Source organism: Candidatus Zixiibacteriota bacterium (assembly GCA_040752815.1).
Taxonomy (GTDB): Bacteria; Zixibacteria; MSB-5A5; order GN15; family FEB-12; genus JAGGTI01.
In genome coordinates this window covers 1-16,717 of the sequence record JBFMGC010000017.1, presented here as the reverse complement: position 1 = coordinate 16,717, position 16,717 = coordinate 1, and the positions used below count along the sequence as shown (strand labels likewise).

Below are 16,717 nucleotides of genomic sequence, written 5' to 3'. Positions count from 1 at the left end.
GTCATGGTATCAACAAGGGTGTTTGTTCCTGTTCTGGCGGTTCTGTGCATTAGCTGCAGCCGGGAGAAAACTCAGGCCGTCTACAACACTGACCAAAACCCCGATCAATTCCCCGCCCAAGCTGTTGTCATAATCGACCGCATCGAGAGTGGCGAGATGACCGGCAGCGCTGCCATCACCGAGGCGTTCGGCGACCTCTACACCCAGCACTCCGAACTGCTCGACAATGTCGAATGGAAGAAGGTAATCGACCGCCTAGGCAACTGGTTCGAAATCCTGGCCGATTCTCTCGCAGGCCTGGGTCCGCCATCGTTCTCACGGGCGGCCGAGTACTACCAGCTCAGTTCCTTTGGTCGACCCGAGGACACTCTCCGCAGGCGTCAGGCCGCACTCTACGGATGCTGGTCGGCCGCTACCAATGACCGAAATGTCGATCTGACCCACTTGTCCAGGGGCAATTACTCCCTCGGCGACGTACTTACGGCGGCGCGTTATTTCCTATTTCGCGATACGCTTAACCAGCAGTTCTTCACAACGGCGCTGATCCCGCGGGTCCAGAAGCAACTGGCCGCGGCCGGAGCGCTTGCCCCGGAGGCCACAAGCCAGTTGCCGCGAGCCGACCGGGGGCTGCTCGCTCTGGCCGGGCTGGGCGAGATTGCCGAACTCGGCAAACTCAAGAGTTTTCCGGCGCTGGGTATCGATCTAATTGCCGCTCGCGTGGCACAAAAAGATTCCGCAACCTGCCGGGCCGAGTTCTATTTTCTTCCGCACCAGAGTCTGACAGACTCCGTTCAAATCTACCTGCGGGTCGATTCGGAGGAGCTGGGATCGACTCTTCTGACCTTTTCACCCCAGCCTGCCACCACCACCTGGCTGCCGGGCCAACTGGTACCGGTAGCCTGGCAGTTTTCCCATCCTGCCCGTATAACGCAGGCTGCGGTAGGTCTTTGTGATTTCGCCGCGCCCCGGCCAAATTTCTTCAGACCTGAGGGTTTTCAAAGGGATCTGCTGCCGCTCGAGGCGGCGGACATTGTCTCGAAATAGGCAAAAGTCGGGTTTGCCGCTGGGAGTAACGACGCAAGTAAAGCAACCTGCGAAGGTCTCGAAATACAACACGGCCCCGTCTCGGCTTGCTCGCTCGTCCACATTGGCTCTTGTCAGTCAGGGCGTGATTGGGTAACTTGACCGTCTATGACGTCGGAGCAGGCATGAGAGTTGTCATTCCGGTTGCCGGATCGGGCACCCGTCTGAGGCCGCACACCTATTCCCAGCCCAAGCCGCTATTGGAGGTGGGCGGAAAGCCGATCATTGCCCATCTGCTTGATCCGATTGTCAAGCTCCACCCTGAGGAAGTGATTTTTGTAATCGGTTACATGGGAGAAAGAATCCGGGAGTACGTGGAGAGTAACTACTCTTTCAAGGCCACCTTTGTCGAGCAGGACAAACTGCTGGGCCTCGGCTACGCTCTCCACATGGCTATCCGTGGCATTTCTGGTGGCGACGTGCTCATCTTACTTGGCGATACGATCGTATGTTGCGACCTCACCCGCTTCGTAAACGCCGGCGACAGTGTACTTGGTGTGCTGCCGGTCGACGATCCCCAGCGCTTCGGTGTGGTGACGATAAAAGATGGTCGAGTGACAAAGCTGGTCGAAAAGCCGGAACATCCGGAAAGCAACCTGGCGCTTATCGGGCTTTACTACTTCAGGGATGTCGTGCCAATACGCGACGTATTGGGGAGCCATGTCGAATCGGGTCGGATGACCCGCGGTGAGATTCAATTCACGGACGCCCTACAGATGCTCCTTGATCGCGGTGCCGTCATGGTTCCTCATGAGGTTCGCGAGTGGTTTGACTGCGGCAAAAAAGAAACTATGTTGTCGACCAACCGCCACCTGGTGGCCGAATTCGCCCAGAACCGCACGATTGCCGGCTCAACTGTCAAGGCCCCGGTATTTATTCACTCCAAAGCACAGATCGTCAATTCCGAGATCGGCCCGTCGGTATCGATTTCCGAAGGCACGGTGGTTCGTAACTCACGAATTGAGGATTCGATCATCGGCCGCAACTGCATGATCGAAGACACCGAACTCAGAGAATCATTGATCGGCAATGAGGTCAAAATCAGGGGGGGACGGATGACCGTCAACTTGGGGGATTCCTCGGAGGTCGAAGCTGGCTGACATGGGACGCACAAATCCGAGCAGGTCTTTATCACATAGGAGAAAGGACATGTCGAGAGGGAATTTCCTGTTTACGTCGGAATCGGTAACCGAAGGACATCCGGACAAACTGGCCGACCAGATCTCGGATGCTTTTCTCGATAGCATTCTCGCCGAGGACAGACGTTGTCGGGTCGCTTGCGAGACATTCGTAACCGGGCGACTGGTCATTGTCGGCGGAGAGATAACCACCACCAGCTATGTCGATCCGGACAGCCTGGTGCGCGGCGTGATCAAGGACGTCGGGTACGACCGCCGTGAGTACGGGTTTACTTTCGACACCTGCGCTATTCTCAATGCTATCGGGAAGCAATCTCCCGATATCAAGCAGGGCGTGGATCGCGGCGGCGCCGGCGACCAGGGCCTGATGACCGGCTATGCCTGCCGCGAAACCAAAGAGCTGATGCCCATGCCTATCATGCTGGCCCACGGCCTTACCCGGCAGTTGGCCACGGTTCGAAAGAAGCAGATACTGCCGTTTCTCGGCCCCGACGGTAAAGCCCAGGTAACCGTCGAGTATAAGGATTGTGTACCAAGCCGGGTCGAGGCGGTGGTAGTTTCGGCCCAGCATTCCGAGGACATCCTCGACCGTTCCGGAAAGTCCATTACCAATCAGGCTCGGGAACAGATAATCGAGAAGGTGGTTCTTCCGGTAATTCCCAAGGGGATGCTGGACAACAAGACCAAGTACTACGTCAACCCGACCGGCAAATTCGTCACCGGCGGGCCGATCTCCGATGTCGGCCTGACCGGGCGAAAGATCATAGTCGACACCTATGGCGGTATGGCTTCGCACGGCGGCGGCGCGTTTTCGGGCAAGGATGCCACCAAGGTGGACCGCTCGGCCTCGTACATGGCGCGCTATATCGCCAAGAACGTGGTGGCCTCAGGACTAGCCGACAAGTGTACTCTCCAGGTTGCGTACGCGATCGGCGTGGCCAAACCGGTTTCGCTGATGGTGTTCTGCGACGGTACGCATCGGGTACCTGAATCCCGCATAGCCCAACTCATCCGCAAGCATTTTGACCTGACGCCGAAGGGCATTATCAAAACCCTGGAACTGCTCGAGCCAAAATTCCGCCTGACTGCCGCCTACGGGCATTTCGGCCGCCACGAAAAACAGTTTACCTGGGAAAACACCGATTTGGCCGGCACGCTGGCAAAGGAAGCATAAGTATGGCACTGGGATACGACATCAAAGACCTCAAACTTGCCGCCGACGGCAAAAAGAAAATCGACTGGGCCGAGCAATCGATGCCGGTGCTGCGCTTGATCCGCGAGCGCTTTGCCAAGGAAAAACCGCTCCAGGGGCTGAATATCGCCGCCTGCCTGCACGTGACCACCGAGACGGCCAACTTGATGCGCACGCTCAAGGCGGGCGGGGCTAACGTGGCGCTGTGCGCGTCCAACCCGCTCTCCACCCAGGATGACAACGCCGCCGCCCTGGTGAAGCATTTTGACATCCCGGTTTACGCCATCCACGGTGAAAACCACAAGACCTACTACAAGCATATCAACCAGGCGTTGGACATCAAACCGCACCTGACTATGGACGACGGCTGCGATCTGGTGACCACGTTGCACCAAAGCCGGCGCGAGCTGATAAAGACCGTTCTCGCCGGCACCGAGGAAACCACTACCGGAGTGATCCGGCTGAACGCGATGGCCACCGGCGGCGCCCTGCAGTTCCCCGTGATCGCGGTCAACGATTCCATGACCAAGCACTTCTTCGACAATCGCTACGGCACGGGGCAGTCGACTATCGACGGTATCCTCCGTTCGACCAACATGCTCATGGCCGGTTCGACAGTTGTCGTTGCAGGTTACGGTTGGTGCGGACGCGGCGTTGCCGCACGGGCCAAGGGCATGGGCGCGCGGGTGATAGTTACCGAAATCGACCCGGTCAAAGCGATCGAGGCCGCCATGGACGGCTTCATGGTCATGCCGATGCTCAAAGCCGCGCCGCTGGGCAATCTGTTCGTTACGTTGACCGGAAATCTCAATGTCATCCGGCTCGAACATATCAGGAAGATGAAAGACGGCGTTATTATCGCCAACTCCGGCCATTTCAACGCGGAGATCGACATTCCGGCTATCGAGAAGGCGGCAGCCAGTGTCAAATCGACACGGCCGAATGTGGTTGAGTACATGATCGGCAAGAAGCGGGTGTGTCTGCTGGCGGAGGGCCGTCTCGTGAATCTTTCCGCGGCCGAGGGGCATCCCGCGATGGTGATGGACATGTCGTTTGCCAACCAGGCGCTGGCCGCCGAGTACGTGGTCAATCATCATGACAAGTTGGAGCGCCGCGTGTACACGGTGCCTGAGGCCATTGACAGGGAGATCGCCCGGCTGAAGCTGAAGTCGATGGGCATACAGATCGACCACCTCTCTCCGTCGCAGAAGAAATACCTTGCCTCCTGGGAGCAGGGGACGTAGCACAGACCTTGGTCTTCGCCTGCTGAGAAACATCAGAATGAAAACCCAAAAGGATCATACCATGCCGCCAGCCAAGAACGGCGATACCGTCAAGGTCCACTACACTGGAAAGTTCAAGTCCGGCGAAGTATTCGATTCGTCGCGCGATCGCGAACCGCTCGAGTTCACTCTCGGCGCCAGGCAGCTAATACCGGGCTTCGAGAACGGCGTGCGTGGCATGACCCCGGGTGAATCGATAACGGTCGAGGTCACCCCCGGCGACGCCTACGGCGCCTACCATGATCGTCTCCTGACCATCGTCAAGAAGCAGCAGTTTCCCAGAGACATTGTCCCCCGGGTCGGCCAGCAGCTGCAGACCGAGGACGATCAGGGGCGGCCAGTCAACGTGCGCGTAACGCGTATCGACGGCGACAATGTTACGCTCGACGCCAACCACCCGTTGGCGGGCAAGACGCTGGTATTCGAGATTGAACTCATTGAAATAACCTGATCAGCCAGCGCGATTCCCAACTCATTTTATCGCCTCGGTTTCGGTCATTGGTGTACTCACATATGGCGTTTCCATATCGAGTCGACGCCGCGCTCTAAGTACGTAAAGGAGGCCCGCTAGCGCGGTGAAGTTGACTCCTATGGCCGGAGCTCCTCTGTCAACTAGGAAGTACATCTCCGCCCCTGCGCCAAGATGGAGGTTAAAGAACGGTATGGTATCGCCCCACGCCGGCATGAGTCGAATTCCCAAGAAAACGTAAAAGGTCAGCCACGAGGTCGCTATCACGGAGGATTGACTTTCTGCCTACTCTCCTTACAATTCCATCCCGACATCAAACGAGAAATCACTCGTCTCATAGTCCGACAACTGCCAGGTGAAATAGACCGCCAGGTTGAACGGCATCAGAAACGGCGTCAGGTTCCCAACACTGAACCCGATCTCGCTGTACGGCTTCTCGGCTGTGGGAAATGACGATTCACTGCCTGCGTATGCACGATTGCGGAACTCGGTCCAGAACACACCGCCGCGCACGCTCAGCCAGAAGGGGATGTCTTTTACAAGAGGAATACCGCTGGCCGTAAACAGCCGTCGCCTGAAATCATGCGTCACCTGAATCGCCAGGGCGCGGTCACCGGCGAAATTAGTCTCGCTTAGAGTCGGAAATCCGGCAGCGCTGTAAAGATAACCGGTGCCGAAATCCAGAATGAAGTACCGTTGCGGAGGCAGTTTACCATTGGAAGTCCCGCCAAAGAGGCTCAGCGATGTCATCCCCAGCCCCAGCGCGCGGCGTCTCACTGTCACGTCGATGTGGTATCGACGGAAGTCGAAGTCGTTGTCGATGAACTCTTGCGACGCATACTCCATGCCGGCAGAAAGCGCCAGAAACTGCGCTTCATTGAGCCGACTATCGCGTCCCTTATTGCGGAACAGGTGGCGGGAATCGTATCTGAGATCGACTGTTACCGAGCGCATCGTTCCCTCGATTACTCCCGGATTCGGCCTGACATCGCTCTCCTCGCGCAACAACCCGGCCTCGGATCGAACCGGCATGGCAAAGTGCGTAAAGTCCCGGTACGATACCGACATGACCGTGTGATCGATAAGCTTGGTTGACACAAACGTCCGGAATCCCTCGGAGCGGTAATAATCGAGCGGATCCCAGCGACTGATCAGCGCCCAAACGGTAGAGTTGTAATTCGGCGATGTATTTACAGTCGGCCGGGATACTACCTTGTCGTAGTAGTCAAACCCAATATCCAGCCGTCGCCTGTGGTGCAGACGCCAGGTCGCTCCCACTTGATGCTGCGACCGCTCAGCGTCGAACGCGTACCCCGTTCTCAAGCGAAGCCGCAGCCTTTCGTGCAATCGGTTGGTGTCTCCGCCGATACCGAGATATGACCCCTCCACCCGATTGAAGTGGAATATGTCCGGCTGACTCGCTATCAGAAACGCCGCGGCGCCGATTCCCCTTAGCGCAACTTTGCCGGGTGACTTCGGACGATGCTCGAGCGAATCGATCCGCCGGTAAGCGTCATGTTCCTCCCACGTAAGCGGGATTGTCTGCCGCTTGAACCAGATGAGGCTGTCGAACCGATCGGCCAGCTTGTCGACCTCGAGCGCGTATTCGTTAAACGTCCCCCTGGGGTGTCCGGTATCGAACTGATAGCTGTACAGCGATGCAACATGCTCAAAATCGAGCTTCTTCGGAATGCCCGGCAAGGGGACCTCGAATTTGACGCCGCTGCTGAACCTGATCTCGATCGGCACCCAGAATTCGTTTTGAAACCGGGCGAACCGCTGGCTGTACCGGGGATTGATAAACATCGGTATCTCCACTCCCCGACTAAAGCCGACATCGACAGCAACCACGTCGTAAGTGGAATCGGCGATATGGATGTACCCTTCGAACAGCGGACGGAGAGGATTCTTCGGCTCGATCTCGAGGCGAAACACCGCCACCGAATCGATATACAGCGTGTCCATCAGGTAGTAATTGTAATGATCAAGCGCATCCTCGGCGGTGGGAGAGACTATTGAGTATCTACCCAGGTCGATCCGGTTGCGGTTAAAGTTCAGAATCTCGCCCACCGTCACCAGATTGTTTTCGGCCTTGATATTGGCCGACTGCCGCCGCGCCGTGATGATTTCCTTGTATTTGTCGGGATGCTCCCAAAGCGTGGTCACCTGGGTCTCGGTAAGCAGCCAGATCCTCGAGCTATCCTCTTTGGATAGGTCGTTTACCACCAGCTTGGTGTATGCGTCGCAGCGGTAGTCTCGCAGGCGGGAGAGAATGTCCTTCTTGCGGCGGATCGCTTCGATGATAATCGCCTGGCCGGGGTCATAAGCCCGGCTGTACACAGTCATCCCGCCGACATCAACCATGCAGGCTTGGAGAAAGACGTTACGGTCACCCTCGCCTTCAAACTTGGTTAGATCTACGATCTGCGAAAAGTAAGCGATATGGCTGAACCTGAGTTGATTCTCGCCCGGCTCCAGAAGAATCCGGTAGCGACCGTTTTCGTTGGTCAACGTAGACCGTTCTGTCCCCGTCACCTGGACAGTCACAAACGGGATCGGCTGGTGGGTATCCCTGTCAAAGACCACGCCCTCAGTGGCCGTGGGCCTGGACGGCTTTTGCAGAGTGTCGTTAGCGGTTGCAAACGGTATAGCGAGATTCGCCAGCAGGAACGCGATTGCTGCAGCAAGCAGGTTTGGGCGGACGATCATAGTGCTTATTCCTTGTCTCGTGTGGTGTCCTTGGTTGTCGCGCCACGGTGGAGCCCAGTCGCGACTACTCGATTCGCCAACGCCCCCTCGCACTCAAGCGTCGCGCCGTATCGCGTAACATAAAGAACCATCGAAAGTTAGCTGCGCGGCTGAGCGCTGTTGACCACACCGTCGCACAGAATACGTGCCACTTGTGTGGCAGTTGCACAAGAATAGTGTTGCCACACATAGAGATTTCCCCAAGAGGAGGCCCGGTTTGGTGCACAACCTGTTATCATATTGTGCGAATCGTGTAGGTATCTTTATAACTAATTGATATTCACAGGATTCGGCATCGCCGGTTCCTTATTTGACCTTGGGTCACCTTACTCAATTACCTCCCCGTGCACTAACCAAATAATAGCCAAGCTATTACGGGAGACGAAAAATTCAATCACCACTGTGTAACCTGAACTTGTATGTCAGGATAAATGTAGCCACTTTTTCTACCGCTTTGCCCGTCAAAGGAATAAGGAAATGTTACCATAAACCGCTATTTTTTGTGGTGAGTAAGTTCGTAACCACAACATATTGTGGCCTCTTGGCTGAAACAAGCAAGGATCCGCTAGCGGTTTGACGGCGTGGCCCCGTCTGATGGAAAAAGGCGGGGGACCCACCATTCGGCTGTGCGGATACTGGCCAGGGCAAAACGGAAATTGCATTAGTACAGGAGGTACTTCTTGAAACTCCAGCGGTTTTTCACGCGCGACGGAGAGTCTCCCTATTCTCGTATAAACTTCGCCAATCGCTCATCGGAAATAAAGAACCCCGACGGCACCGTTGTCTTCAAGCACGACAACATCCAGGTGCCGGAGGATTGGTCGCCGGTGGCGGTGGATATTCTGGCCCAGAAGTACTTCCGCAAGGCCGGCGTACCGCTGGTCGACCAGAACGGCAACCCCGTGCTCGACGAAGACGGGCATCAAAAAACCGGCGGCGAAACCGACGCCCGCCAGGTGTTCCACCGTCTGGCCGACTGCTGGCGCAAGTGGGGTCAGCGCCATGGCTATTTTGATACCGACCACGATGCCCGGGCGTTTTACGATGAGCTGGTCTACATGCTGGCGGCCCAGGTGGCTGCACCGAATTCCCCGCAGTGGTTCAATACCGGGCTTTATGAAACCTACGGGATCGCGGGGAAATCTCAGGGCCATTTCTATATCGATCCCGAAACCCACGTGATGACGGAAACGAAAAACGCCTACGAGCGCCCCCAGCCGCACGCCTGCTTCATCCAGTCCGTCCAGGATGATCTGGTCAACGAGGGCGGCATCATGGATCTCTGGGTGCGCGAGGCGCGGCTATTCAAATACGGCTCAGGAACCGGCAGCAACTTCTCCAACCTTCGCGGTGTCAACGAACCACTCTCCGGAGGCGGGAAATCATCGGGGCTGATGTCTTTCCTGCGGATCGGTGATCGCGCCGCCGGCGCCATCAAATCGGGCGGTACGACCCGGCGCGCCGCCAAGATGGTCTGTCTCGATCTCGATCATCCCGATATTCTTGACTTCATCAACTGGAAAGTGGTCGAAGAGCAGAAAGTCGCCGCGCTGGTAGCCGGATCCAAAGTCATTCGCCAGCAGTTGCGAGATATCTTTGCGGCAACAGCAGCCAAGGGTGACAATGGCCATCAGAAGGTCGAAACCGATCCTGCCAAGAACCCGGCCCTAAGAAACGCTCTCGCCTCGGCGCGGCAGTATGCCGTCCCGGCCGCTTATATCAAAAAGGTCCTCGAATTAGCCCGTCAGGGCGTATCCGAAATCGATTTTGTCGATCTCGACACCAACTGGGATAGCGAAGCCTATTTGACAGTCGCGGGCCAAAACTCCAACAACTCGGTCCGCATACCGAACGCCTTCTTCGATAAGCTGCGAGCCCGCGAGGATTGGCCGCTCCGAGTGCGCACCAGCGGCAGGAGTGCAAGAGCCATTCCGGCCACCGATCTGTGGGAGAGCATCAGCTACGCCGCCTGGTCATGCGCTGACCCCGGTGTCCAGTTCGATACCACCATCAACGAATGGCACACGTGCCCCGAGGACGGCCGTATCAATGCCTCCAATCCGTGCTCGGAGTACATGTTCCTCGACGATACTGCCTGTAATCTGGCCTCGATCAATGTCGCCAAGTTCCTTGACGAATCCGGTCAGTTGGATATCGAGGGGTACCGCCACGCTATCAGGCTCTGGACTATCGTGCTGGAGATCTCGGTGCTGATGGCGTCGTTCCCGTCGAAAGAGATCGCCCGCAAGAGCTACGAATTTCGCACGCTTGGCCTGGGCTACGCTAACCTGGGCACGGTGCTCATGCGCCTGGGTATCCCGTACGATTCGGCGCGAGCCTACGCCTGGTGCGGGGCGCTCTCGAGTATCCTGACCGGTCAGGCGTACGTGACCTCGGCCGAAATGGCCAGAGAGCTCGGGCCGTTCCCCGGCTTCTATCGCAACCGGAACCACATGCTCCGGGTCATCCGCAACCATCGCCGCGCGGCCTACAACGCCGACCGCTCGGAGTACGAAGGCCTGACCATCAAGCCGCACGGGATCAATCCTAACTACCTTCCGGAAGATCTGACTCAGGCGGCCCGCGAGGTCTGGGACAAGGCGCTCGAAATGGGCGAGGTCCACGGCTATCGCAACGCCCAGGCGACCGTAATCGCCCCGACCGGGACGATCGGCCTGCTCATGGACTGCGATACCACCGGCATTGAGCCGGATTTCGCGCTCGTGAAGTTCAAGAAGCTGGCGGGCGGCGGATATTTCAAGATCATCAATCAGTCGATCCCGATCGCTCTGCGCCGCCTCGGTTATGCCGAGGACGAGATCGAGCGGATTGTCACCCATGCTACCGGCCGCAAGACGCTCAAAGACGCCCCGTTTGTGAATCACGAGTCGCTCAAAGCCAAAGGGTTCGGCGACGAGGAAGTTCAGAAAGTGGAAAGCGCGCTCGGCGCCTGCTTCGATATTAGCTTCGCTTTCAACAAACATGTGCTCGGCGAAGAGTTCGTTCATGAAACACTGGGGTTCACGCCGAAAGTGGCGGAATCATGGGATTTCAGTCTGCTCAGGGAACTCGGGTTCACCCCCGATCAGATCATTGCCGCCAACGAGTACTGCTGCGGCACCATGACGGTCGAGGGCGCCCCCGGCCTCAAGGACAGCCACCTGCCGATATTCGACTGCGCCAACAAGTGCGGACGGACCGGACAACGGTTCATCAGCTACAAAGCGCATATCCAGATGATGTCGGCGGCACAGCCGTTTATCTCGGGGGCGATCTCCAAGACGATCAACATGCCCGCTGAGGCAACTATCGAAGATGTCAAAAACGCGTATCTGACCGCCTGGGAGGGGATGAACAAGGCGGTGGCGCTCTATCGCGACGGCTCCAAGCTGAGCCAGCCGCTGAGTGCGCAGTTGTTCGACGAGGGCGCTGTGGCGAAGGACATGACCGTCCAGCACGTGTCGCAGAAGATGGCCGAGCGCCTGGTCTACCGCTATATCGCCAAGCGGCGGCGCCTGCCCTATCGCCGCGCGGGCTACACGCAAAAGGCGGTGGTGGCCGGCCACAAAATCTACCTTCGCACCGGGGAATACTCCGACGGCACTCTCGGTGAGATCTTTGTCGATATGCACCGCGAGGGGGCTGCGTTCCGCTCCCTGATGAACTGCTTCGCCATCTCGGTTTCGCTCGGCCTACAGCACGGCGTGCCACTTGAGGAATTTGTCGAGGCGTTTTTGTTCAGCCGGTTTGAACCGAGCGGGATCGTGACCGGCAATAAATCGATCAAGATGTCCACATCGATTATTGACTATATCTTCCGCGAGTTGGCGATAAGCTACCTGGGCCGCACCGACCTGGCGCATATCAGCGAGGACGATCTGCGCAGCGACACCCTTGGCGCCCCGCGGGAAGAATCAATCGAGTTCGAAGAAGAAGAGGAAGCCACAGCCCAGATCACCGGGCAGTTGACTCGTGGCAACCGTGTGAGTGATGACCTGTACAGCAGCCACCTTCGCTTTGACCCGCGCGGCGGCAATGGCGGTAACGGCGGAGGGGGCAACGGCAATCATGGAGGAACCCCCGATGGTGAGCCGATGCAGGCTTCGGCTGCAGAAGCATCTTCAAAACCGCAAGCGGTGCTTGAGCTTGTCGCCCCGGCAGAAAATGCCGGGTCTGCTGCGCCCAGCCACCGTTTCCGGGAGAGAATCGAAATCGCGCGCCTGAGAGGTTACGAGGGCGATATGTGCGCCGAATGCGGCCAGTTTACCATGGTCCGCAACGGCACCTGCCTGAAGTGCGACACCTGCGGCGCCACCTCTGGATGTTCTTAAACCAGAGCGATTTAGGCCGATTTACCCGGCTCCAATTCGGTTTCGGGTTGAGCAGTTGGGACCTGCCGATGGAGGGGCGGGTCCGGTCGAGGGGCGATTAGCCGCAGAAAATCTGCATTTTTTCCTTGACAAACCTGGCGGGAGGGGGTATTTTCTTTGTGCAATCGGAAAGTGTTACTCTTTCTGTGGATTACCTAATATCGTCCACCCAGGTAGGTTTACCGACCCACCTGGGTTTTTATTTGGGGTAGACTTTTTTCGGCTGCATCCCTGTTCCTCACTGCCACTCACATCATCTGGATGAAACTCGGTTCAGGACCGACCTGTTTGCTTGACCGTGTGCGTCAACAGAACTCCTATTGACTCACCAGCGCGGGCTCGTATTTCTTTCAAGTGTGAAGACACAGTCAGTTCCAACAGTGGTCACCTAATCAGTGAGTGAGGCCCAACATGTCTGTAGAGGTGCGTCTAAAAGATCTTGTGGATTCGATGCAGATGCAGTCGGAAGACGTGAGCTCGTATCTCAATATAGAAACGGGCAAAGTAGTCGAGGTTACAACGGAGGAACTCTCGGCTGTAGACGGTGGGGATGGAGACAGCGAGTTCGACAAGGACATGTTGCAGACGGCACGCGAAGTCATGGCCGGGAAACCGTATATCCCCCTGCCGGATCGCTTCGAGATCAATGAGTACGACATGATGCAGCGTTTCGCGGAGTCCCTGCCCGATGACTCCAAAGCGGAAATCCTGTTGACCTCGCTGCGCGGCTCAGGCGCATTCCGACGATTCAAAGATACGGCACACATTCTCGGTGTGATCGAGGGCTGGTACCAGTTCAAGAACGACGCCTATGAGAAGGTCGCGATTGAATGGTGCGAGGACCACGGGATCGAGTACCGCCGGGAATAGACGCCGGCGTGGCCGGGCGGCCAACTCCTGGGTTCTGGTGGCCCACCGCTTGCGGCGCAAGAGCATTCACAGGGGTCGTCTGACCCATCCAAACAAAACCACGACCCCTCCGCCAAAAAGACTCCGGCGGAGGGGCCAGATCGCAAAGTCCAAGAGGGCGGTTTTACGTCATGCCCGGGACGCTCACTTACTGCCGCTGCAGCAATGAGCCACGCGCGGTATTCTGTAACGAACCATTTCGTGCTCTCCTTTCCTTACCTGTCTCATACTTGCCTTTGCCTGGCCGGGCCGGCTCGCCCGGCATGTTTTCTCTTGTCTATATGCGTATATGTGCATATATCGATAGAAGTTTCAAAAAAAATCACTCCCCGCTCACTTTTTCTTGGCCCGCTCCCGCGGCGATATGTCCAGGCAGTCGCAGAAACCATCGCAGCACGCCCGCACCGTCCCCTTGTTCAGGCTGTAGAACACCTGCTGGCCGTCACGACGGTCGCTGAGGATCCCCGCCTCTCGAAGCACCGCCAGATGGCGGCTGACAGTCGACTGCGCCAGGTCGATCCTCTCAGCTATTTCGTTGACCGTCAGAGGCTTGCCGGTCAGCAACCGAAGAATCCTCAGGCGGGTCGGCTCGCCAAAAGCCTTGAAATACCTGCTGTAGATTCTCTCGTCCATAGTCTTATCCGCACCCGGCGTAACTGATGCATACGCCTATGTACATATAACGATATAAATGCTTACGGGTTGCAGTGTCAATAGTTTTGTGCCGCCCCACGGGGCATTTTGGCGAGATCTGTTCCAAAAGATCGGGAAACAGTTTCGTCAGTTCTTGTCTCTTTTGCCTTGACCGTTGAATAAGGCAAGAGGGGTGTGAACTGACGCCCTGCAGCGCAATCAAGATCGATGGCGTCAGGTCACACTTCGGGCCCGACCCGCGGAGCGTGTCGGGCTCTAAGCAAGACCTGACGCAACAGATCGAGGTTTTGAGACAGCCTCCCAAGGGCGAGTCGGCGCCTATTCCTCTTCTCTGTCGATGTTGTACTTCTTGATTTTGTCGAACAGGGTCGTGTAGTCGATTTTGAGCACGCGCGCCGCCTTGCGTTTGTTCCCGCGCACTTCCTTCAGCACCCGGATAATCGCCCCCCGCTCGGCCTGCATCTGGGCGTACGCGCCGATCTCCTTCAGGCCCGCCCCCTCGCGAAGCTGGATTTCATCGGTGCGGCGCAGCCGAATCGCCAAATGCTCCGGCGTGATCTTGCGCCCCTCGGCGAGAATCACCGCGCGCTCAATCGTGTTCTCCAGCTCCCTGACATTGCCCGGCCAGTGGTACTTTTCCAGCAGGCTCATCGCCTCCTTGGTGAGCGCCTTCTCCGGCTTGCGCATCTCCCGGCAGTACTTGGCCACGAACGCCTCAGACAGCAGCGGGACATCATCGGGCCGGTCTCTCAACGACGGGATATTCAGGGGAAAGACAGACAGGCGATAGTACAAATCCTCGCGGAACCTCTTCTGCCGAATCAACTCCGGCAGGTCCATGTTGGTCGCTGCGATCACGCGCACGTCGACATCGACCGTCTTGTTGCCCCCCAGCCGTTCGAAGTTCTTCTGCTGGAGCACGCGCAGCAATTTCGCCTGCAACGCCACGTCCATGTCGCCGATTTCATCGAGGAAGATCGTCCCGCCGTCGGCAATCTCGAACTTGCCCATCTTCCGCGCATGGGCGCCGGTAAACGCTCCTTTTTCCGAGCCGAACAATTCGTTCTCGAGGAGTTCCCCCGGAATCGCGGCGCAGTTGATCGTGATGTAGGGGCCGTCTTTGCGCGGCGAGAGGTTATGAATAGCGCGCGCAAACAGCTCCTTGCCGGTGCCGGACTCGCCCTGCAGCAGCACCGAGGCGTCGCTGCGCGAGACTTTCTGCACCAACTGGCCCAGCTCGATCATTTTGGCGTTCTTGCCGATGATGTTGTCGATACCGTACTGCGAAAGCAGCTCTTCTCTGAGCAGACTGTTTTCCGCAAGCAGACGCCGGTTTTCGAGCGCGCGCCCCACCAGCACGCAGAGGTGCTCGGTGTCAAATGGTTTAGTCAGGAAGTCGAACGCGCCGTTTTTCATCGCCGAGACCGCGTCCTCGATCGTGCCGTAAGCAGTCATGACAATCACCGACGTGTCCGAGTCGAGCTCCTTTACCCGCGAGAGCAGCGCGAGACCGTCGACCTCCGGCATCCGAAGATCGGTCAGGACGAGATCGTAGGATTTGATGCTGACGAGGTCGATCGCCTGACGGCCGTTGGGTACCGAATCGACCCGATAGCCCTCCTCGGTCAGGGTTTCGTGGAGCATATTGCGCATGGAGTCTTTGTCTTCGACCACCAGGATATTGGGCATGTTTTGGCTCCTAAAGGATCGGAATTCTCACCTTCCCTGATCTCGCCGGGCGAGACGTGGGGACATTCCCATATATCGGCTCTGCGGTCGGGTATCGGAGCGCTCCCTCTGCGCAATTATTAGACAAGTTGGGACTGGCGGTCAATTAGCAATCCGCAGGGCAGAGCCCCCTTCGCGGAGCTCAGGGCAGGCCTTGGCGCTTCGGCCATCGATGGCGGGTTCTCGCCTCGCCGAGCAAGCAAAGCGGCCCCGCCCTACGGCACCGAAAACGTCGCCATCTCTGTCCGGCCGCAATAATCTTCCTTGAGAAAGTACCGGCCCGGCGGCAGCGACGGCTCCCGGAAGCGGTCGTGGTGCAAAGTAAGCCGATAGAAGCCGGCCGGGAGATTCCTCACAAGCAACGGGCGAATCAGACGCAGGCTGGAGTCGTGCAGCCCCACCGCGACATTGCACGACGATTGATAGACTCGAATCGCTATGGCCGCGGGCTGATGCGTGCTCAGTTCAGCGGGGTCAATTCTCGACGAGTCTATTCTCTCCGAGCGAATCAGAGTCATCAGCGTATCCGCGTAGATGATCTGCGGATCGACCCAGAAGATTTCGTAAAGGCCCGGCTCCTGCATGGCCGTCCTATCCTCGGGTCGTTGTGCCCACCTGCCACACACGACAAGCGAGAGCACCAGAGTCAGAGCCAGTGATATCACTGTCCAGATTTGAGTCACACGCATTATCGCCGCTGCTTTCCTGTTTCGGACTGGTACAATCGGGCAGAATCTCGGTTCCGGCAAGCCAATTCAGGGGAGATGACCGGGACCAAACCACCCGAAACTACACGGGACAGGTGGCTCGATTTTGCTATATTATGATGGTATAGTGACATCTGGGATAAAGCTCGGTTGAGAGTAAGGAGGCAAATCCTATGTCCACCGTCGAGCGGAACGCCGCCAGGTTCGGCGCGCTGGTGGCTATAGTGTTGTATGTTGCGCCCGGTTCGAGCGCGCTGCCCCCGGTCGACCGCCCCGTCGTGGCGCATTCAACGGCATCTCTAGTGCTGTAGCAACTATTATTTGCTAAGAATATTCAACAAGTGCATATTGGTTCCTCAAGGAGGAACTGGTATGGCCCGTCCGGTAGAGATCAGGTTGCGTCGACTGCGGCCGCAGGAACGACACCTGTTGCGG

General features: G+C 57.4%; 11 protein-coding genes. 7 read left to right on the top strand and 4 right to left on the bottom strand.

Features of this window, described 5'->3' with window-relative positions:
* Positions 1 to 3 precede the first annotated feature (3 nt).
* From AB1772_06175 to AB1772_06155, 5 genes are all read left to right on the top strand, one after another.
* On the top strand, positions 4 to 1,044 hold the full coding sequence (locus AB1772_06175; protein ID MEW5795931.1) for a hypothetical protein: 1,041 nt from the start codon (positions 4 to 6) through the stop codon (positions 1,042 to 1,044).
* Positions 1,045 to 1,208: 164 nt separating this feature from the next.
* Entirely contained in the window at positions 1,209 to 2,183 is a 975-nt protein-coding gene (locus tag AB1772_06170) for a sugar phosphate nucleotidyltransferase (GenBank protein MEW5795930.1), read from the top strand.
* 49 nt (positions 2,184 to 2,232) lie between these two features.
* A complete protein-coding gene (metK, locus tag AB1772_06165; GenBank protein ID MEW5795929.1) occupies positions 2,233 to 3,396 on the top strand; it encodes a methionine adenosyltransferase in 1,164 nt (387 codons plus the stop codon).
* 8 nt (positions 3,397 to 3,404) lie between these two features.
* Positions 3,405 to 4,658, top strand: a complete 1,254-nt coding sequence (gene ahcY / locus AB1772_06160; protein ID MEW5795928.1) for an adenosylhomocysteinase — start codon at positions 3,405 to 3,407, stop codon at positions 4,656 to 4,658.
* 37 nt (positions 4,659 to 4,695) lie between these two features.
* Complete coding sequence (locus tag AB1772_06155) at positions 4,696 to 5,148, top strand: peptidylprolyl isomerase (protein MEW5795927.1); 453 nt, start codon at positions 4,696 to 4,698, stop codon at positions 5,146 to 5,148.
* A 312-nt stretch (positions 5,149 to 5,460) separates the two neighbouring features.
* Here AB1772_06155 and AB1772_06150 read toward each other — a convergent pair whose 3' ends face one another.
* Entirely contained in the window at positions 5,461 to 7,875 is a 2,415-nt protein-coding gene (locus AB1772_06150) for a DUF5686 family protein (GenBank protein ID MEW5795926.1), read from the bottom strand.
* Positions 7,876 to 8,594: 719 nt separating this feature from the next.
* Between AB1772_06150 and AB1772_06145 the strand changes: the two genes are divergently transcribed.
* Positions 8,595 to 12,245 (top strand): vitamin B12-dependent ribonucleotide reductase, encoded by a 3,651-nt coding sequence (locus AB1772_06145; GenBank protein ID MEW5795925.1) that lies wholly within the window; start codon positions 8,595 to 8,597, stop codon positions 12,243 to 12,245.
* Between the two features lie 450 nt (positions 12,246 to 12,695).
* Positions 12,696 to 13,154: a UPF0158 family protein gene (locus tag AB1772_06140; protein MEW5795924.1), complete on the top strand. Its 459-nt coding sequence runs from the start codon at positions 12,696 to 12,698 to the stop codon at positions 13,152 to 13,154.
* Positions 13,155 to 13,526: 372 nt separating this feature from the next.
* Here the strand turns inward: AB1772_06140 and AB1772_06135 are convergent, their stop codons facing one another.
* The 3 genes from AB1772_06135 to AB1772_06125 form a co-directional block, all read right to left on the bottom strand.
* Positions 13,527 to 13,826 (bottom strand): metalloregulator ArsR/SmtB family transcription factor, encoded by a 300-nt coding sequence (locus tag AB1772_06135; protein MEW5795923.1) that lies wholly within the window; start codon positions 13,824 to 13,826, stop codon positions 13,527 to 13,529.
* 339 nt (positions 13,827 to 14,165) lie between these two features.
* The gene (locus tag AB1772_06130; GenBank protein ID MEW5795922.1) at positions 14,166 to 15,536 is read right to left on the bottom strand and encodes a sigma-54 dependent transcriptional regulator; all 1,371 of its coding nucleotides are present in this window, start codon (positions 15,534 to 15,536) and stop codon (positions 14,166 to 14,168) included.
* 254 nt (positions 15,537 to 15,790) lie between these two features.
* The gene (locus tag AB1772_06125; GenBank protein MEW5795921.1) at positions 15,791 to 16,264 is read right to left on the bottom strand and encodes a hypothetical protein; all 474 of its coding nucleotides are present in this window, start codon (positions 16,262 to 16,264) and stop codon (positions 15,791 to 15,793) included.
* Between the last annotated feature and the right edge of the window lie 453 nt (positions 16,265 to 16,717).

Bases quoted from the DNA above. Each gene is read 5' to 3' on its own strand.
- AB1772_06155 (MEW5795927.1), top strand. From the start codon at position 4,696: ATGAAAACCCAAAAGGATCATACCATGCCGCCAGCCAAGAACGGCGAT.
- AB1772_06130 (MEW5795922.1), bottom strand. From the start codon at position 15,536: ATGCCCAATATCCTGGTGGTCGAAGACAAAGACTCCATGCGCAATATG.
- metK (MEW5795929.1), top strand. From the start codon at position 2,233: ATGTCGAGAGGGAATTTCCTGTTTACGTCGGAATCGGTAACCGAAGGA.
- AB1772_06175 (MEW5795931.1), top strand. From the start codon at position 4: ATGGTATCAACAAGGGTGTTTGTTCCTGTTCTGGCGGTTCTGTGCATT.
- AB1772_06125 (MEW5795921.1), bottom strand. From the start codon at position 16,264: ATGCGTGTGACTCAAATCTGGACAGTGATATCACTGGCTCTGACTCTG.
- AB1772_06135 (MEW5795923.1), bottom strand. From the start codon at position 13,826: ATGGACGAGAGAATCTACAGCAGGTATTTCAAGGCTTTTGGCGAGCCG.
- AB1772_06150 (MEW5795926.1), bottom strand. From the start codon at position 7,875: ATGATCGTCCGCCCAAACCTGCTTGCTGCAGCAATCGCGTTCCTGCTG.
- AB1772_06170 (MEW5795930.1), top strand. From the start codon at position 1,209: ATGAGAGTTGTCATTCCGGTTGCCGGATCGGGCACCCGTCTGAGGCCG.
- AB1772_06140 (MEW5795924.1), top strand. From the start codon at position 12,696: ATGTCTGTAGAGGTGCGTCTAAAAGATCTTGTGGATTCGATGCAGATG.